Source organism: Billgrantia sulfidoxydans (genome assembly GCF_017868775.1).
Lineage (GTDB): Bacteria > Pseudomonadota > Gammaproteobacteria > Pseudomonadales > Halomonadaceae > Halomonas > Halomonas sulfidoxydans.
Map to the genome: position 1 here is coordinate 344,444 of NZ_CP053381.1, position 18,378 is coordinate 362,821.

At 66.2% G+C, this 18,378-nt stretch carries 17 protein-coding genes; 7 read left to right on the forward strand and 10 right to left on the reverse strand.

What is annotated here, in order from left to right; genetic code table 11:
- Positions 1-9 precede the first annotated feature (9 nt).
- Positions 10-381 (reverse strand): DUF6746 family protein, encoded by a 372-nt coding sequence (locus HNO51_RS01620; RefSeq protein ID WP_197449327.1) that lies wholly within the window; start codon positions 379-381, stop codon positions 10-12.
- A gap of 187 nt (positions 382-568) precedes the next feature.
- On the opposite strand from HNO51_RS01620, the gene HNO51_RS01625 reads away from it, so the two are divergent.
- Entirely contained in the window at positions 569-817 is a 249-nt protein-coding gene (locus HNO51_RS01625; RefSeq protein ID WP_209538317.1) for a hypothetical protein, read from the forward strand.
- 14 nt (positions 818-831) lie between these two features.
- Here HNO51_RS01625 and HNO51_RS01630 read toward each other — a convergent pair whose 3' ends face one another.
- Both HNO51_RS01630 and HNO51_RS01635 read right to left on the reverse strand, forming a co-directional pair.
- On the reverse strand, positions 832-1,902 hold the full coding sequence (locus HNO51_RS01630) for a C45 family autoproteolytic acyltransferase/hydrolase (protein WP_197449329.1): 1,071 nt from the start codon (positions 1,900-1,902) through the stop codon (positions 832-834).
- Positions 1,899-2,657: a dienelactone hydrolase family protein gene (locus HNO51_RS01635; RefSeq protein WP_209538318.1), complete on the reverse strand. Its 759-nt coding sequence runs from the start codon at positions 2,655-2,657 to the stop codon at positions 1,899-1,901. Before HNO51_RS01635 ends, HNO51_RS01630 begins: the two co-directional genes overlap by 4 nt.
- Before the next feature lie 310 nt (positions 2,658-2,967).
- Between HNO51_RS01635 and HNO51_RS01640 the strand changes: the two genes are divergently transcribed.
- The gene (locus tag HNO51_RS01640; RefSeq protein WP_242597180.1) at positions 2,968-4,152 is read left to right on the forward strand and encodes an ABC transporter substrate-binding protein; all 1,185 of its coding nucleotides are present in this window, start codon (positions 2,968-2,970) and stop codon (positions 4,150-4,152) included.
- A gap of 118 nt (positions 4,153-4,270) precedes the next feature.
- Here the strand turns inward: HNO51_RS01640 and HNO51_RS01645 are convergent, their stop codons facing one another.
- From HNO51_RS01645 to typA, 7 genes are all read right to left on the reverse strand, one after another.
- Positions 4,271-5,584: a branched-chain amino acid ABC transporter permease gene (locus tag HNO51_RS01645; RefSeq protein WP_209538320.1), complete on the reverse strand. Its 1,314-nt coding sequence runs from the start codon at positions 5,582-5,584 to the stop codon at positions 4,271-4,273.
- Entirely contained in the window at positions 5,584-6,591 is a 1,008-nt protein-coding gene (locus tag HNO51_RS01650) for a branched-chain amino acid ABC transporter permease (protein WP_209538321.1), read from the reverse strand. Before HNO51_RS01650 ends, HNO51_RS01645 begins: the two co-directional genes overlap by 1 nt.
- Before the next feature lie 27 nt (positions 6,592-6,618).
- A complete protein-coding gene (locus tag HNO51_RS01655; protein WP_197449334.1) occupies positions 6,619-7,323 on the reverse strand; it encodes an ABC transporter ATP-binding protein in 705 nt (234 codons plus the stop codon).
- A 56-nt stretch (positions 7,324-7,379) separates the two neighbouring features.
- Positions 7,380-8,150 carry an ABC transporter ATP-binding protein gene (locus HNO51_RS01660; RefSeq protein WP_197449335.1) on the reverse strand — a complete coding sequence of 257 codons (771 nt, stop codon included), beginning with the start codon at positions 8,148-8,150 and terminating at the stop codon, positions 7,380-7,382.
- A gap of 108 nt (positions 8,151-8,258) precedes the next feature.
- Positions 8,259-9,704, reverse strand: coding sequence for a sodium-dependent transporter (locus tag HNO51_RS01665; protein WP_209538322.1), 1,446 nt, complete (start codon positions 9,702-9,704; stop codon positions 8,259-8,261).
- Between the two features lie 180 nt (positions 9,705-9,884).
- A complete protein-coding gene (locus HNO51_RS01670; RefSeq protein WP_197449337.1) occupies positions 9,885-10,211 on the reverse strand; it encodes a hypothetical protein in 327 nt (108 codons plus the stop codon).
- A gap of 111 nt (positions 10,212-10,322) precedes the next feature.
- Entirely contained in the window at positions 10,323-12,170 is a 1,848-nt protein-coding gene (gene typA, locus HNO51_RS01675; protein ID WP_197449338.1) for a translational GTPase TypA, read from the reverse strand.
- A 334-nt stretch (positions 12,171-12,504) separates the two neighbouring features.
- Between typA and HNO51_RS01680 the strand changes: the two genes are divergently transcribed.
- The 5 genes from HNO51_RS01680 (at position 12,505) to ntrC (ending at position 18,268) form a co-directional block, all read left to right on the forward strand.
- A complete protein-coding gene (locus HNO51_RS01680; RefSeq protein WP_197449339.1) occupies positions 12,505-13,050 on the forward strand; it encodes a glycosyltransferase family protein in 546 nt (181 codons plus the stop codon).
- Between the two features lie 349 nt (positions 13,051-13,399).
- Entirely contained in the window at positions 13,400-14,806 is a 1,407-nt protein-coding gene (glnA, locus tag HNO51_RS01685; protein ID WP_197449340.1) for a glutamate--ammonia ligase, read from the forward strand.
- Positions 14,807-14,974: 168 nt separating this feature from the next.
- Entirely contained in the window at positions 14,975-15,517 is a 543-nt protein-coding gene (locus tag HNO51_RS01690; protein ID WP_209538323.1) for a DUF4124 domain-containing protein, read from the forward strand.
- Positions 15,518-15,816: 299 nt separating this feature from the next.
- Positions 15,817-16,863: a nitrogen regulation protein NR(II) gene (glnL, locus tag HNO51_RS01695; RefSeq protein WP_197449342.1), complete on the forward strand. Its 1,047-nt coding sequence runs from the start codon at positions 15,817-15,819 to the stop codon at positions 16,861-16,863.
- Complete coding sequence (gene ntrC, locus HNO51_RS01700) at positions 16,856-18,268, forward strand: nitrogen regulation protein NR(I) (RefSeq protein WP_197449343.1); 1,413 nt, start codon at positions 16,856-16,858, stop codon at positions 18,266-18,268. Before glnL ends, ntrC begins: the two co-directional genes overlap by 8 nt.
- Positions 18,269-18,378 lie beyond the last annotated feature (110 nt).

The following is an 18,378-nucleotide window of genomic DNA, read 5'->3' on the forward strand; positions in this document are numbered from 1 at the left end:
GGCGAAGGCTCAGGGCGCCAGCGTCTGCGCCGCTTCCAGGTAGTCCGCGCCGTGGCTCTGCACGCGCTCGAAGTCACCGGTCTCGGAGCCTTGGTGAACCTCCTCCAGGTTGACCGCCAGGGTCTCCACCTCCTCGTTGATCTTCTCCAGGGCATTCTCCAGGGTGTAGGTGAGCTGGTGGATGGTGCCGAGGTCCGCGAGGCTCGGCTCCTCCTGGGCGAGCAGTTCGGCCAATTGCTGATTGTACTCGGAGAAGTTCGCCATGGCCTGGCTCAGGGTGTCGGCCGGCTCACCCTTGAAGTGCTCGGTGGGTGAGCTGGCCTGGGCGGTGGCGGCAAGCATCAGGCCGGAAAGCAGGGCGGGCAGCATCAGTCGCTTCATGATTCGTCCCCTCTTCAAATGAGAATGGTATGCGTTAGCTTATGTACCACTCCCGTGCGGCCTCGGCAAGCGGGGAAGAGAACGAGAATGATTTTTCTTTGTGTCATTTGACAGAGGTCAGGCGGGCGGCTAGATTCTTCATGGTTAATGATAATTGTTATCATTAATAGCGCGAACGGAGGTCGCCATGTCGCATAGCGCCAATACCGCCATCCGCGGCGTCAAGCCCAGGTGGCAGATCCGCGATGCCACCCCGGGGTCGGTACGCCTGGCCCGAGAGTATCCGCGCCAGGACACCAGCCTCTCCGAAGAGGAGTGGGAGCTGCTTCAACTGTACCGGGAGGAGGCTCGGCACGAGCTGTTCCGGCGCTCGTTCCTGCTCATCTCCGAGCGCTATCTGAAAGGCGAACTGCCCGCGGCCGGCCCGCTTCCCTGAGCGGTCGGTACGCGTCAGCCCAGGGCGATGCTCAGGCTGTCGGCGCTCTCGCAGGGCTTGCCGTGACGCACGGTGAGGCGCCGCTCGCTCAGGTTCATCACCACCGAGAACAGGGTCTCCATGCGTTCCTCGGCGGGCTGGTCCGGGTTGAAGTGTCGGCAGATCGACAGCGGAGCGCCCTGATGATCGCTGAGGATGTCGAACAGACTGGCCTCGTCGAGGTCGGCATCCGCGGCCAGCTCATCGTGCAGCAGCGCGTCGAGGCGACACAGGCGCGGCCAGGAGTCGACGCGGGGGAAGTCCCGCACCGGGCAGGGGGTGTTGTCCGCATAGAGATGGTTGGTATGGGTGACGATGCCGCCGCGCGGCAGGATACGCCCCGGCTCGCCGGGTTGTACCTCGAGACCCACGGCCTGGCCGTCGCCGTCGGCGAGCAGGAAGTGAGCCGGTGAGCAGACTCGTTGGTGGGTGGCCACGGCGAGCGCGCTCGGCATGTCCTCGCTTTCGAGGATCTTGCGCAGGGCGATATGGATCGGCAGCCCGGCACCGCAGGTCTGCGAGCGAATGGCGTTGAGGCAGACACCGATGCCGCGAGCGTTCAGGCCGACCTTGCCGACCATGCCGGCCTCGCCGATGCTCACCAGCGCGGGGCGTCCGTCACCCTGGATGTGCAGGGCGACCACGTTGTCGAGCTGATCGTGGCGCCAGTCCCAGTTCTGCGCCAGCCACTGCTGCCCGTGTCGCAGAAGGGAAAAGGCCGAGCAGCCACCGTCGGCCTGGGTCAGGGCGATCTCGCTGCGACAGTTCAGCGTCAGGATGTCGATGAAGTCGACATCCGCGCCCCAGGCGATGCCGTTCATCTCCTCGAGTATCTCGGGAAAGCCCTGCGCGATCTGGGCCTCGAAGTGGCAGGCCCGGTCGCGGGCCTCTGCCCAGCGGAGGCCGACGAAGTCATGGAACAGCTGGGCGTAGACCTGAAGGCTGCGCTCGATCAGGTGCCGGTGGATGCGGCCGTGCTCCGCACCGATCTCATGGTGGCTTCCCGTCAGTTCGGTGATGGCCAGGGGGCGTGTCTGTCGGCTCATAGCACCTCCTCGAGAAAGGCCAGGAAGGCACTCCACGACGCCTGGTCGGCGCGCTCCTGGTAGCGCTCGCTGTCGAACTCCGTGAAGCCGTGCGGAGCACCGGAGTAGATCTCCATGGTGTAGGTCGCCTCGATGGCTTCGAGTTCTTCCACCAGGCCGCTGAGGTCCTCCATGGTCACGCTGGTGTCGGCACCGCCGTGGGCGATCAGCAGTGGCGGCACCGCCTCGGGCCACGTCTGGCCCTCCGGCGTGGCCAGGCCGCCGTGGAAGCTGGTGTAGCCCGCCACGTTGTCGGCTTCGCCGGAGCGGGCGAGCTCCAACGCCACGGCCCCGCCGAAGCAGTAGCCCATGATCACCACGCCCTCGGCGACCTCCTGCTCGTGGGCCTCGTCCAGGCCGGCCAGGGTCAGCTCGCGCATGCGCTCACGGTCGGAATAGAGCGCCCGGGTGGCTGCCTGGCGGGCCTCGGTGCTCTCGGGGCGGTTGCCCTGGCCGAACAGGTCGACGGCGAAGGCATCGAAGCCCTGCTCGGCCAGCATGTCGGCGCGCTGGCGCTCGTAGTCGCCCAGGCCGTCCCAGTCGTGCACGATCAGCACCGTGCCGCGGGCGTCGCCCTGGGCGGGGCTGTAGTAGCCTTCGAAGCTGTCGTCGCCGACCTCGTAGACGATGTCGCTGCCGGCGGGCGTGAAGCCGTGGGCGCCGGTGGCAAGGCCGAGCGATGCCAGCAACGCGAAGGAGAGGGATGCAGGGCGCATGGGAGGCTCCTGTTGTCGTAGGCGTGAGGTGGCGGACTGCGGACTTGAGTATAGGCGAAGGCCGGCGGGCCAGGGTCGCGAGCGTTGAACGCGCGCGGCAGTACCGTGTTGGGTTTTCCATCACTGATAAGGGCTTGGCGCTGTGCAGCAAGGCTCAAACGTTGGCATGGGGGGCTTGTGTTTTGCCTCGGGGCCTTCCAGATTAAGGGGGTGACGTTCATTCGTAACCAGACGTAAATCACCACACCTCAATCACCCCACACTTCAATCACCAGAGTGAGAAGAACAAATGAAGAAGAGCGTTTTGGCGATGGCAATCGCTGCCTCCAGCGTGGCATTCGCTGGCGCGGCGCAGGCGGAAGTGAAGATCGGTTTCATCGGCGGCTTCACCGGCCCGATCGAGAGCCTGACCCCGCCGATCTTCGACGGCGCGCGGCTGGCGGTGAAGCAGATCAACGAGCAGGGCGGCATCCTTGACGGGCAGGAGCTGGCCATGCCCAATGCCGATACCACCTGTAGCGATGCCTCGGCGGCATCCAACGCGGCGGACCGTATGGTCAACACCGAGAACGTCACGGCGATCGTCGGGGCGCTGTGTACCGGCGCGACCGTGGCGGCGGCCAACAGTGCGGCGATTCCCGGCGGCGTGGTGATGGTGTCGCCGGCCTCCACCGCGCCGGCGGTGACCGAGCTGGACGACAACGACCTGGTGTTCCGCACCGTGCCGTCTGACGCCTACCAGGGCGAGATCCTGGCCAAGCTGATGCTCGAGAAGGGCTTCGACGAGGTGGCGGTGACCTTCGTCAACAACGATTACGGCCAGGGCCTGGCCGATGCCTTTACCACGGCCTTCGAGGCCGGCGGCGGCACGGTGGCGGAGAACCTGGCGCATGAGGACGGCCGCGCCGATTACCGCTCCGAGCTGGGCTCGCTCTCTTCCAGCGGCGCCGAGACCCTGGTGGTGCTCGCCTATGCCGACGGCTCGGGCCAGACCATCCTGCGCCAGGCCTATGAGAGCGGTGCGTTCACCCAGTACGCCGGTGCCGACGGCATGGTCGGGGATTCGCTGGTCGGCGCGGTGGGCGCGGATGCCCTCGAGGGCATGATCGCGACCCGCCCGGGCAGCCCCGAACTGCCGGGCACCGAGATCTTCAACCAGGCGGCCCAGGAGGCCGGCTTCGACCCCAGCGCGGTGTTCGCCGCCCAGGCCTACGACGCCGCCTTCCTGCTGGCGCTGGCCATCGAGCAGAACGGCAGCGCCGAGCGCGAAGGCCTCTCCGAGGCGCTGCGTAGCGTCTCCTCCGCCCCCGGCGAAACGATCCTGCCCGGCGAGTGGGAGAAGGCCCTGGAGCTGATCGCCGCCGGCGAGGAGATCAACTACGAGGGCGCCTCCGGCAGGCACGAGTTCGACGACAACGGCGACGTGCCGGGCGTGGTGCTGGAAATGGCGGTGGAAGGCGGTGCCTTCGTCGGCAAGGGCCTGATCCAGGATTAATCCAGGCCTGAACTGAAGCAGCAAGTGCAATGGCCCCGGCGGGAATTCCCGCCGGGGCCTTTCTTATTGAATGTAGGTTTTAGAGAGGAGCGGATACATGTCGCATAAATCACCCTCTCTACCCGTGGTGTTTGACTTTTTCGGGCAGCAGTCCCTGCGGTGCGAAGCGCAGCACCAGGGTGATCAACAGGCCGATCACGAACACCCGGGCCTGCAGCGCGCGGCTGTCGAGGTTGCCCGGCGGCTCCCAGCCGAACCAGCCCTCGCCGATGGCCGCGGCCCCGTGCATCAGGAACAGCGCCAGCGGTTCGGACATCAGCCAGATGATGTAGACCGCCACGGCGCCGAAGATGGTGCCCAGGTTGTTGCCGGGCCCGCCGAGGATCACCATCACCAGCACCAGGAAGGTGTGGTTCAGCGGCAGGAAGCCGTTGGGATCGAAGATGCTGTTGAACGAGGCCAGCGCGCCGCCGCCGATGCCCATCAGGATACAGCCCAGCACGAAGATCTCCAGGCGGCGTCGGTTGATGTCCTTGCCCATCGCCGCGGCGGAGATCTCGTTGTCGCGAATGGCGCGGATCATGCGCCCCCAGGGCGCATGGTAGGCGCGGTGGAGCAGGAAGAAGATCACTGCGATCATCACTGCCGTGACCGACAGATAGAGTGCGCGGGCCAGGGTGAACCCCAGCGTGCTGGGACCCGGCGTGGGCCAGGGCAGGGGCGAGACGGTGGCGGTGCCGCGGGTCAGCCAGTCGGAGTTCTTGAGGAAGGCCTTGATGATCTCGGCGATGCCGAGGGTGGCGATGGCCAGGTAATCGCTGCGCAGCCCCAGGCAGATGTGGCCGATGAAGTAGCCGATGGCGCCCGCCAGCGCACCGCCGACGATCCAGCCGCTCCAGGCCGGCAGGCCCAGGCCGCCGATGAAGCCGGCGCGGGATTCGATCTCGCCGGTGACGCTGCGCAGCACGCTGATCACCACCAGGTAGAGCACTACGGCCAGCACGATGGCGATCAGGGTGCGCAGTTTCCTGGGCACGCCGAGGCGGTCGAGCTTGGTGGCGCCATACACGAGCAGGATCGAGGCGGCCACGTAGAGCAGCGCCCTGCCCAGTTCGCCGGGCAGCTCGGTGCCCCAGAAGGCCTCGTTGGCCGGCACGCTGAAGAACATGGTGGCGAAGGCACCCAGGGCGACGAAGCCCATCACCCCGGCATTGAACTGGCCGGCGTAGCCCCACTGGATGGTCAGCCCCAGGGCCAGGATGGCATAGCAGGCGGCCTCCACCAGCATGCGCGTGCTGTAGGCGCTGCCCATCACGGCGTAAACGCCGAGGATCACGACCAGCAGGGCGCCAAAAAGGATGACTTCGCGAAGCGGGAAGCGTGACGGCGCGGCGACGATGTCTTCGCGGCGTTCGGTCTGTTGCGTGCTCATCAGATCACCTTCCCCTTGAAGATGCCGGTGGGGCGCCATACCAGGATCGCCACCAGGATGAAGAAGGGCACCACGATCTTGTACTCGGTGCCGACGAAGGCGAGGTTGCCGGCCTGGGCCAGCCACTCGGGCAGGCTGTCGCGGAAGGGGCGCAGCAGAACCGCCCAGTTGAACACCGCCAGGGTTTCGGCGAAGCCCACCACGAAGCCGCCGGCGATGGCCCCGTAGGGATGGCCCACGCCGCCGACGATGGCCGCGGCGAAGATCGGCAGCAGCAGGAAGAAGCTCAGGTCGGGCTTGAAGGTGACGTCGAGCGCCAGCAGGGTGCCGGCGATGGCGGCGAGCCCGCCGGCGATCACCCAGGTCACCGCCACGATGTGGTTGGTGTTGATGCCCGAGGCCCGCGCCAGGTCGGGGTTGTCGGACATGGCGCGCATCGCCTTGCCCAGCCGCGTGCGGTTGAGGAACAGGTGCAGCCCCACCACGCAGACGATGGTCAGGAGGAACAGGATGATCTGCGGCTCGGTGACGATGATCGGCCGGCTCGCCAGCTCGAACGGCATCTCGAGGCGGTAGATCTCCTTGCGCTCACCGGCCAGGTACAGGTTCTGGGCACCGGTACCGGCGAACAGGCGAATCAGCCCCTGCAGCATCAGGGTCACGCCCAGCGAGGCGATCACCATGACGATGGGCTTGACGCCGTGGGCGCGCAGCGGCTTGTAGAAGGTCTTGTCGACGCCCACCGCGAGCAGGGCGGTGAGCACCATGGCCAGCGGCAGCATGACGATGGGGGTGGGCAGGCCCACCGCGCCGCCTACGCCGGGAAAGGCCAGCGTCAACAGCAGCACCATGAAGGTACCGAAGGTCATCATGTCGGCATGGGCGAAGTGGGCGAAGCGCATGATGCTGAAGATCAGCGTCACGCCGATGGCGCCGATGGCATAGATCGAGCCGGTCACGCTGCCGGCGACGATCACGTTGTTGATGAAGAAAACCAGTTCGTTCACGACTCACTCTCCAGTACGGCTCCGGGCTCAACCGCCCAGGAAGCTCTTGGCCACTTCCGGGTCGGCGAGCAGGGCGGCGCCGGTATCGGTGAAGCGGTTCTTGCCGGCAGCCAGCACGAAGCCCTTGTCGGCGATGGCGAGCGCCTGCTTGGCGTTCTGTTCGACCATCAGGATGCCCACGCCGGCGGCGTTGATCTCCTTCACCCGCTCGAAGATCTCATTCATGTAGAGCGGGGAGAGGCCGGCGGTCGGTTCGTCGAGCAGCAGCACCTCGGGTTCGGCCATCAGCGCGCGGCCCATGGCGACCATCTGCCGCTGGCCGCCGGAGAGCTCGCCGGCGGGCTGGTGGCGCTTGTCGTAGAGCGGCGGAAAGAAGTCGTAGACCTGCCTCAGCATGCGCTTGACGTTGCCCGGCTTGAGGAAGGCGCCCATCTCCAGGTTCTCTTTCACCGTGAGGCTGGGGAAGACGTTCTTCTCCTGGGGCACGAAGCCCATGCCCCTCTGCACCAGCTTGTTGGGCGGCAGGTTGTGGATCGGCTCGCCGCGCAGCAGGATCTCGCCCTGGCTGACGGTGAGCAGGCCGAAGATGGCCTTGAGCATGGTGGACTTGCCGGCGCCGTTGGGGCCGACGATCACACCGACCTCGTCGGCCTCGATCGACATGTTCACCCCGTTGAGGATGTTCATGCCGCCGTAGCCGCCGTGCACGTCGCGTGCTTCGAGTAATGGCATCGTGGATTCTCTGCGCTATCGTGGCTGTTCTTCTTGTCGGGTCTGTGCGCCTGGCTTCAGGCGGCGGTGGAACCAAAGTAGGCCTCGATCACCTGAGGATTGTTGCGGATCTCCTCGATGGTGCCTTCGACCATCACGCTGCCCTGGGCCAGCACGATCACCGGGTCGCACAGCCGCGCGATCATGTCCATGTCGTGCTCGATGACCAGGAAGGTGTAGCCCATCTCGCGGTTGAGCCGCTCGATGTTGCTCACCAGGTCGCCCAGCAGGGTGCGGTTGACCCCCGCGGCGATCTCGTCGAGCAGCACCACGCGGGCATCGGTCATCATCGTGCGGCCGAGTTCGAGCAGCTTCTTCTGCCCGCCGGAGAGGTTGCCGGCCAGCTCGTTGCGCACGTGGTGCAGACCGATGAAGTCGATCACCTCGAGCGCCTTCCGGCGCACCTCGCTCTCCTCGCGGCGCACCAGCCCCGGCTTGAGCCAGGCGTCGAACAGGCTCTCGCCGGCCTGGCGCGGCGGCACCATCATCAGGTTCTCCAGCGCCGTCATGTGGGAGAATTCATGGGCGATCTGGAAGGTGCGCAGCAGGCCCTTGTGGAACAGTTCGTTGGCGGGGCGGTTGGTGATGTCCTCGCCATCGAGCAGAACCTGGCCGCTGTCGAGCGGCAGCGCGCCGGCGATGATGTTGAACAGCGTCGACTTGCCGGCGCCGTTGGGGCCGATCAACCCGGTGATCGAGCCCTGCTCGACCTGGATCGAACAGTCGTTGATGACCTTCAGGCCACCGAAGGCCTTGTGGACGTGCCTGACGTCGATGATGGAAGGCATGTTGGTTCCTGCACGTTTATATCTTTGTTATGCACCCGGCCACTGTTTGGTGTGAGGTCGGGTGGCGTATATCGAGCCGCCGCCCGAAGGCGGCGGCAAGGTGTCGTACTACTGCGCCTGGCGCTTGCCGACCAGGAAGGTGCGCCCGGCGGCGAAGGCGCCGACGATGATCAGCGCACCGGCGGCCGGGATCAGGTAGCCCTCGACCTGCGGGATGGTGCGCAGGAATACGAAGGCCACCGCCGCCGGTGCGACGAAGCGTACCAGGAAGCGCCAGGACTGGAACCAGGCCTCGCTGGTGCGCATCTCCTTCATCACCTCGGAGTGGGTCAGCGCCCAGCCGGCGAACAGCGCGATGAGCAGGCCGCCCAGCGGCATGAAGATGTTGGTCAGAAGCTCGATGAAGTCGAAGGCGCTGCGGCCGAACAGGGTATGGAAGAGGCTGGCCTCGGCCCACAGGTTGAAGCTGACCACCGTGAGCAGGCCCAGCGCCCAGCTGGCCACCACCATGGCGAACACCGCCTGGGGGCGGGTGAGGTCGAAGCGTTCGACCAAGAAGGCGGCCACCGGCTCGATCAGCGAGATCGAGGAGCTGATCGCCGCGCCCAGCACGAGGATGAAGAATACCCCGCCGATCAGCCCGCCGAGAGGCATCTCGGCGAACGCCAGCGGCAGGGTGACGAACATCAGGCCAGGCCCGGCGCTGGCGTCCAGGCCGGCGCCGAACACCAGCGAGAAGATCGCCAGCCCCGCCACCATGGCCACGGCGGTGTCGACGAAGGCCACGGCAAAGGCGGTGCGGCTCAGCGAGGCGTCGCTGGCCATGTAGGCGCCGTAGGCCATGATCGCGCCCATGCCGAGGCTCAGGGTGAAGAACGATTGGCCCATCGCCTGCAACCAGCCTTCAAGGCTCAGGTCGGCCAGGTTGAAGGTGAACAGAAAGCTAGCCGCAGCGGCGAAATCGCCGTTGGTGATGCCGTAGGCGAGCACGACCAGCAGGATCACGAACAGCGCCGGCATCATGATGCGCAGCCCGCTCTCGATGCCCTTGTGGATGCCCATGCCCACGATCACCCCCGATGCGATGATGAACAGCGTGTGGTAGAGCGTGAGCAGGCCCGGCGAGGCCAGCAGCGCATCGAAGCCGGCGGCGATGGTCGCCGCATCGGCGCCGACCAGCGAGCCGGTCAGCATCAGCCAGGTGTAGTGGATCGCCCAGCCGGCGATCACCGAATAGAAGCTCAGGATCAGGAAGGCCGAAGCGCCCCCCAGCCAGCCGATCGATACCCAGCCGCGGGAGGTCTTGTGGGTGCGGGTCAGGAACTGCATGCCCATGATCGGACTGCGGCGGCTGGCGCGGCCGAGCATGGTCTCGGCGATCAGGATCGGGATGCCGACGGCGAAGATGGTCAGGGCGTAGATCAGGATGAAGGCCCCGCCGCCGTTCTCGCCGGTCAGGTACGGAAAGCGCCACAGGTTGCCGAGCCCCACCGCCGAGCCGACCGCGGCCAGCAGGAAGGTGCCCTTGTGTGTCCAGACGTTGTGCGTGCTCATGTGGTTTCCGAAGCGTCGTCCCGTGGCCTTGTGAGCCGAGTGTGGCGCCCACGAGCACCGGTCGGATAGGGGCGGTCGTTGGGCGCGTACACTGTGCGACACAACCCGCGTCATGGCCAGTAGACGATCGTTAAGGATACGTTGGGAACGACAGATGACCGGGGCACGGGTTCATGGAAGTCACTGCGGCTCTTCGTCCTGCGCGGCGTTGTCGCTCGGGCGCGGCTCGAAGGCGCGGTCGGCATCCGCCAGGCGCACCGTGTCGCCGACCACCAGCTTGCCGCGGGTCTGCAGGCGCTTGCCGCTGCGCGGCTCGATCAGCGCCACCACCTGGCCGATGCTGGTGCCGTCGACGTAGGCCTCGACCCGGATGCGCGCCACCAACCCCTGAAAGCGGGCCGAGAGGATGTCGCCGGGCCCCGGCTCCGAATAACCCTGGGGGCTGCGTTCGTAGTGGCGCATCACGCTGTCGGCGCCGGGGTCGTCCCATTCCACGTGCTTGTGCATGATGTCTCCTGGTCTTGTGGGGGTTGCCTACAGCGTAGCCGCTCGTTTCGAGATGGCGTGAAGCGAAGCGCCCGCCTCAAAGAGGCGGGCGCTATCGTCGGATGGCGAAAATTACTTCTTGTTGCGCTTGCGCTCATGCTCCTTGAGGAACTTCTTGCGCAGGCGGATGTGGTTGGGGGTGATCTCCACCAGCTCGTCGTCGTCGAGGAACTCGATGGCCTGCTCCAGCGAGAATTTCACCGGCGGGGTCAGCACGATGTTCTCGTCGTTGCCAGAGGCGCGCATGTTGTCGAGCTTCTTGCCCTTGGTGGGGTTGACCACCAGGTCGTTGGCGCGGTTGTGGATGCCCACCAGCATGCCTTCGTAGACCTCGGTGCCGTGGTCGATGATCAGCTTGCCGCGCTCCTGCAGCGCGTACAGCGCGTAGGCCAGCGCCTTGCCGTCGACCATGGAGACCAGCACGCCGTTACGGCGCTCGATGGCGGCGTCGGGCTTGAGCGGGCCATAGTGGTCGAAGCGGCTGGTGAGGATGCCGGTGCCCGAGGTCAGGGTCAGGAACTGGCCGCGGAAGCCGATCAGCCCACGCGCGGGGATGATGAAGTCCAGGCGCACGCGGCCCTTGCCGTCGGGGTTCATGTTGGTCAGCTCGCCCTTGCGGTAGCCGAGCTCCTCCATGATGGCGCCCTGGTGCTGCTCCTCGCAGTCGATGATCACCTCTTCGTACGGCTCCTGCCTGACGCCGTCGATCTCCTTGATGATCACCTCGGGGCGGCCCACCGCCAACTCGAAGCCTTCGCGGCGCATGGTCTCGATCAGCACCGAGAGGTGCAGCTCGCCGCGGCCGGAGACCTTGAACTTTTCCGGGCTCTCGCCCTGCTCGACACGCAGCGCCACGTTGTGGATCAGCTCCTGGTCGAGGCGATCCTTGATGTTGCGGCTGGTGACGTACTTGCCGTCGCGGCCGGCGAAGGGCGAGTCGTTGACCTGGAAGGTCATGGAGACGGTGGGCTCGTCCACCGACAGCGGCGGCAGTGCCTCGACGGCAGCCGGGTCGCACAGGGTGTCGGAGATCGACAGCTCGTCGATGCCGGTGATGCAGACGATGTCGCCGGCGGTGGCGAGTTCGGTCTGAACGCGCTCGAGGCCCATGTGGGTCATCACCTGGCCGACCTTGCCCTTGCGGGTCTTGCCGTCAGTGCCGATCACCACGATCTGCTGGTTGGGCTTGACCGAGCCGCGCTTGATGCGGCCCAGGCCGATGACGCCCACGTAGCTGGAGTAGTCCAGCGCCGAGATCTGCATCTGGAACGGGCCGTCGAGCTCCACCGCCGGCGGCTCGACGATGTCGACGATGGCCTGGAACATGGGCGACATGTCCTCGGCCAGCGCGTCCGGGTCCATGCCGGCGATGCCGTTGAGCGCCGAGCAGTAGACGATCGGGAAGTCGAGCTGCTCGTCGGTGGCGCCGAGGTTGTCGAACAGGTCGAAGATCTGGTCGATGACCCAGTCGGGACGCGCACCGGGGCGGTCGATCTTGTTGACCACCACGATCGGCTTGAGGCCTTGGGCGAAGGCCTTCTGGGTGACGAAGCGGGTCTGCGGCATGGGGCCGTCGACGGCGTCGACCAGCAGCAGTACCGAGTCGACCATCGACATCACGCGCTCCACCTCGCCGCCGAAGTCGGCGTGTCCGGGGGTGTCGACGATGTTGATGTGATAGTCGCGGCCGCTGCCGTCCTGCCAGCGGATCGCGGTGTTCTTGGCCAGGATGGTGATGCCGCGTTCCTTCTCCTGGTCGTTGGAGTCCATGATCCGCTCTTGCCCTTCGGCCTTGCGGTCGAGCGTGCCGGACTGGCTCAGGAGCTTGTCGACCAGCGTGGTCTTGCCGTGGTCGACGTGGGCAATGATGGCAATATTGCGCAAACTCTCGATGCGAGAGGGGGTTACAGCTGTGTTCATAAGGTGTGACTCATCAACAGGGGCGCACCTATGTACACATCGGAAGAACGTACCCTAGGCGCGGGGTAGGGAGTGGAGGCGCATTGTACAGGTAAGCGGGGAAAGGGAATAGCACAACCTCGTCATCATGGCTTTCTCAGCCCGAGGCGTGGCGGTTGCCATGCGCCTCGGGCTGCCCGGGCAATGCTCCCGTCACGGCATTGGGGGTCTGGAGGCGATGATCGAGTGGGACAAAATTCAGCAAGGGAACTTTATCGACATCTTTCTACACTTATCTACACAGAATGTAACGTAATTGTCGGTCGGCCCTTCCCGCTTCGGTGGAGCCTGAGACATGCCTCTTGCCAGTGTCATTTTCGATGCGCGTGCCGCGGGAGCGAAGCTGCCCCGCAGCATGGTCCTCTTCGAGCAGGCCGCCCGGCGCTGGCAGGGGGGGTACGAGCTGCTGCTGGTGGACGACACCGGCGATCGCCGGCTACCTGACCTGGCGCAGCGCTACCAGGTAATGCTGGTGTCGTGCAGTGCCGCCAACCTGGGCAGCCGATTCAACGCCGCGGTGCGGGTCAGCCGTGGTGACGTCCTGCTCTTTCCCGGATTGGGCGATCGGCGTGCCGTCGACTGGCTCAGCCTTCGGCTGATCGACCTCGATCTCGAACCCGAGAGCGGCTGGGACGCGGCCGTCCTGCCGGTGCGTCGCCACAGCTGGTTGCGCTGGTGGTGGTTGCTCCAGCGCCCCTCGCCGCTGGATACCTTCTGGGTGGCGCGTGACTGGTTCGAGCGCATCGGCGGCTTCGACCCGCAGCTGGGCAGCGATGCGCTGCCCGATCTGCTCGAGCGCCTGCGGGCCTGCCAGGCTCGCGTGTCGATCGAGACTGCGTAACCCCTCCTGCCTGATTTGCACTGATTTGGTGCGTCTGGCGTTATGCTGCACCACAATGGCGCCATTTTTAGGCGCTGAGGGGCCATGGCGAGACCGGTCGAGCCTGCTTGGTGCAGTCCGATACAGCGCGGTGCAAAATATTTCCCCTGGAAAACAGCGAATTATTATTTCGATGGGCTTGGTTGGTGCATGATTGGCACGCCTCCTGCATTTGTCGTGGCAGCTCGTCATGCTCGTGCATGGCGAACGTGGGCAGCCGGCCCACAGCGTGTTACAACAGGCGCTGCATGAACCAGCGCCAGTGGACTTCAGCCAAACGAATCGAGCCATCGCTCAACGGAGGACACAAATGTCAGCCAAGACTCTCGCCCTGATCGAAGAACATGACGTGAAGTGGGTCGACCTGCGCTTCACCGACACGCGGGGCAAGGAACAGCACGTCACCATTCCGGCCCGCGCAGTCGACGAGGAGTTCTTCGAGAACGGCCAGATGTTCGATGGTTCCTCCATCTCCGGCTGGAAGGGCATCAACGAATCCGACATGATCCTGCGTCCGGAAGACGGTACCGCCTTCCTCGACCCGTTCACCGAGGACGCCACCCTGGTGCTGCGCTGCGATATCATCGAGCCGGCCACCATGCAGGGCTACGAGCGCGATCCGCGTTCCATCGCCAAGCGCGCCGAGGCCTACCTGCAGTCCACCGGCCTGGGCGACACCGCCTTCTTCGGCCCCGAGCCCGAGTTCTTCATCTTCGATGAGGTGCACTGGAAGGCCGACATCGAAGGCGCCATGTACAAGATCACCTCCGAGGAGGGGGCCTGGGCCACCGACCGCCAGCTCGAGGGCGGCAACCTGGCGCACCGTCCGCGCGTCAAGGGCGGCTACTTCCCGGTGCCCCCGGTCGACAGCTTCCACGACATCCGCGGTGCCATGTGCAACACCCTGGAAGCCATCGGCCAGAGCGTCGAAGTGCACCACCACGAGGTCGCCAACGCCGGCCAGAACGAGATCGGCGTCAAGTTCAACACCCTGGTGAAGAAGGCCGACGAGGTCCAGGAACTGAAGTACGTGATCCACAACGTGGCCCACGCCTACGGCAAGACCGCCACCTTCATGCCCAAGCCGCTGGTCGGCGACAACGGCAGCGGCATGCACGTGCACCAGTCATTCTGGAAGGAAGGCCAGAACCAGTTCGCGGGTGACCAGTACGCCGGGCTGTCGGAAATGGCGCTGTACTACATCGGCGGCATCATCAAGCATGCGCGTGCCCTGAACGCCTTCGCCAACGCCTCGACCAACTCCTACAAGCGCCTGGTGCCGGGCTTCGAGGCGCCGGTCATGCTGGCCTACAGCGCCCGCAACCGCTCCGCCTCCATCCGCATTCCGTACACCGCGAGCCCCAAGGGCAAGCGCGTCGAGCTTCGCTTCCCCGACCCGACCGCCAACCCCTACCTGTGCTTCGCGGCGATGCTGATGGCCGGTATCGATGGCATCAAGAACAAGATCCACCCCGGCGACGCCATGGACAAGAACCTCTATGACCTGCCGCCGGAAGAGGGCAAGAAGGTGCCGACCGTGGCCCACAGCCTGGATCAGGCCCTGGAAGCCCTGGACAAGGATCGTGCCTTCCTCACCGAAGGCGGCGTGTTCACCGACGACATGATCGATGCCTACATCGAGCTGAAGATGGAAGACGTCGAGCGTATCCGCATGACCACGCACCCGATCGAGTTCGACATGTACTACAGCTGCTGAGCAGCCGCGACCGGCGCTACGCCGCCGGCTCGTCACGAGGGGCTCCGCATCGCGGGGCCCCTTTTTTGTCGTACACTGAGTTGCGAAGCGTTGCGGCAAAATACGTTCATAGACAGATCGGCCGACCGCATGGTGCCGCGCGGGCCGCCGTCGACGGGAGAGTTCCCCATGGCCAAGGCGTTCGTGCTGTGTCTGCTGGGCTTGGCGCTGGTGTCGGAGGCGCTGGCCACGACGATCTATCGCACCACCGATGCGCAGGGCAAGGTGATCTTCACCGACGACCCCGAGCGCGGCGGCGAGCCGGTCGAGCTGGCGCCGCTGACCGTGATCCCTTCGCAGGTCGAAGGGGCCCGGGCCGAGCCGCCACGCGTCGAGGGCGTTGCGCCGCGCATGGGCGAGGCGCCGGGCCAGCCCTTCATGCCCTACGACACCTTTCGCATCCGCTCGCCGCAGCACGGGGCGGACCTTCCCGCCAGCTACGCCGGCAACCTGCAGGTGGAGCTGGCGATCGAGCCGGAGCTGCGCCCCGACCACAGCGTGCGCCTGCTGGTCGACGGCCGGGTGAGCCAGACCCCGATGCATACCCGCGCCTTCATGCTCAACGACCTCGGTCGCGGCGAATACGTGCTACAGGCGGAGCTGCTCGATGCCCAGGGCCAGGTGCGTCACCGCAGCTCGCCGGTCTCGCTCTACGTACAGCGCGTCGACTGACGCGGCCGCTCCCTTTCGGGGACGCCCCCTTGAGCCGATGCACCACGATAGGGGAGGCCTCGGCTCCCCGGCTTGGCAGTTTCTTCATCAGTGCACCATCATAGTGCATGACGGAGCGCGGCATTCGCCCTGAAACGGCGCCATGCCGCGCCGGGAAGGGTTGGCGCATTTCTTGCTTGGAATGATCGATGCCGAGCCTTGCCTGGCTTCGGGCCGGTGCGACGGCCTCCCGCCGATGCGCCATCACGAGGCACGGGCTGCCCCATGCGCTCCTGCGTTCACCGAGGAAAAGGTCGTAAATGTATCGACGCCTGATGGAACACCTCACCACCGCGGTGCTGCTGCTCGACGATGAACTGCGGCTGAGCTGGATGAACCCGGCCGCCGAGGCCTTGCTGGCGGTCAGCCTGGGCCGGGTGAAGGGGCTCGGCCTGGCGACGCTGCTCGCCGAGGACGACGGCATGGGCGAGGTGCTGGCCAAGGCCCGCGACGACCAGCACCCCTTCACCCAGCGCGAGGTCAGACTGGCACTGGTCGGCGGGGGCGTGGTCACGATCGACTATACGGTGACGCCGCTGTCGGCGATGGAGCTGCTGGTGGAGATGGAGCCGCGTGACCGCCTGCTGCGCATCTCCCGCGAGGAGGCCCTGCTCAATCGCCAGGAGGCGATCAAGGTGCTGTCGCGCGGCCTGGCCCACGAGGTCAAGAACCCCCTGGGCGGGATTCGCGGCGCCGCGCAGCTGCTCGAGCGCGATCTCGACGACCCCGGCCTCAAGGAGTTCACCCGCATCATCGTCGAGGAGGTTGATCGCCTGCGCGACCTGGTCGACAGCATGCTGGGGCCGAACAAGCTGGTGCGCCATGAGCCGCTCAACGTGCACAAGGTGCTGGAGCGGGTGCGTACGCTGCTGATGGCGGAAAGGCCGAGCGTGACGATCGAGCGTGACTACGATCCCAGCCTGCCGGACTTTCCTGGCGACGAGGCGCAGATGATCCAGGCGGTGCTCAACGTCGCGCGCAACGCCGTGGAAGCGATGACCGAGGCCGGCACCGAGGCGCCGAGCCTGCTGCTGCGTACCCGGGCGCGGCGCCAGTTCACCCTGGGCGCGGAGCGCCATCGCCTGGTCTGCGAGGTGGCGTTGATCGACAACGGCCCCGGCATTCCCGAGGGCCTTCAGGAAACCCTGTTCTATCCCATGGTCTCGGGGCGTGCCGACGGCAGCGGGCTGGGGCTGTCCATTGCCCAGGGCATCCTGCACCAGCACCAGGGGCTGATCGAGTGCGAGTCCCGCCCCGGCCATACCGAATTCCGTCTGCTTATTCCATTGGAGAGGCGCCATGACTGATGTCGCACGTGTCGCGGTGGTCGACGACGACCGCGCCATTCGCTGGGTGCTGGAGCGCGCCCTGGCCCAGCCCGACCTCGAGGTCGAGTGCATCGACCGGGCCGACGTGGCGCTCAGCCGCTTGCTGGACGACCCGCCCGACGTGCTGGTCACCGACATTCGCATGCCGGGCATCGACGGCCTCGACCTGATGTCGCGGGTGCGCGAGGTGCATCCCGACCTGCCGGTCATCGTGATGACGGCTCACTCCGATCTCGACAGCGCCGTGGCCTCCTACCAGGGTGGCGCCTTCGAATACCTGCCCAAGCCGTTCGATGTCGACGAGGCGCTGGCCCTGGTGCGCCGCGCCGTGGCCCACGCTCGCGAGCGCAAGCGCCCGGTGAGCGTGCCCGAGGGGCTCGACGCCGAGATCATCGGCGAGGCGCCGGCGATGCAGGAGGTCTTCCGCGCCATCGGCCGGCTGTCGCACTCGCACATCACCGTCTTGATCAACGGCGAGTCGGGTACCGGCAAGGAGCGCGTGGCCCGCGCCCTGCACCAGCACAGCCCGCGCTCCACCCATCCCTTCATCGCCCTCAACATGGCGGCGATTCCCCGCGACCTGATCGAATCCGAGCTGTTCGGCCACGAGAAGGGCGCCTTCACCGGCGCCACGGCGAGCCGGCAGGGGCGCTTCGAGCAGGCCAACGGCGGCACGCTGTTCCTCGATGAGATCGGCGACATGCCCGCCGAGACCCAGACCCGTCTGCTGCGAGTGCTGGCCGACGGCGAATTCTACCGGGTCGGCGGCCATACGCCGGTCAAGGTGGACGTGCGCATCATCGCCGCGACCCACCAGAACCTAGAGCGGCTGGTCGAGGACGGCCGCTTCCGCGAGGACCTCTTCCATCGTCTCAACGTGATCCGCGTGCACCTGCCCAAGCTGGCCGAACGGCGTGAGGACATTCCGCGCCTGGCGCGCCACTTCCTGGCCGAGGCGGCCAAGGAGCTCGCCACCGACGTCAAGGTACTGACCCGTGACGCCGAGGCGCACCTGACCCGCCTGCCGTGGCCGGGCAACGTGCGACAATTGGAGAACACCTGTCGCTGGTTGACGGTAATGGCCTCGGGGCGCGAGATCCTGGTCGAAGATCTGCCCCCGGAGCTGCGCCAGGGCGAGGGTGGCGAGGTGGCCAGCGGCGACTGGCGCGCCGCCTTTCGCGACTGGGCCGACCGCGCCCTGGCCGCGGGCCATACCCATCTGCTCGAGGAGGCGGTGCCGGATTTCGAACGCATCCTGATCGAAACCGCGCTGAAGCATACCGGCGGGCGCAAGGGCGAAGCCGCCGAGCTGCTGGGCTGGGGGCGCAATACCCTGACGCGCAAGCTCAAGGTGCTGCTGCCGGCGCTGGCGGATGGCGATTGAGAACTGCGCGCGCAAACCGAAATGGCCGGCGGATGGCGAACGAAGCCTTTCAGCCAGGCCGATGGCAGGCCCTATAGAAGGCAGGCATACAACGAAAGGCGCATGGCTGT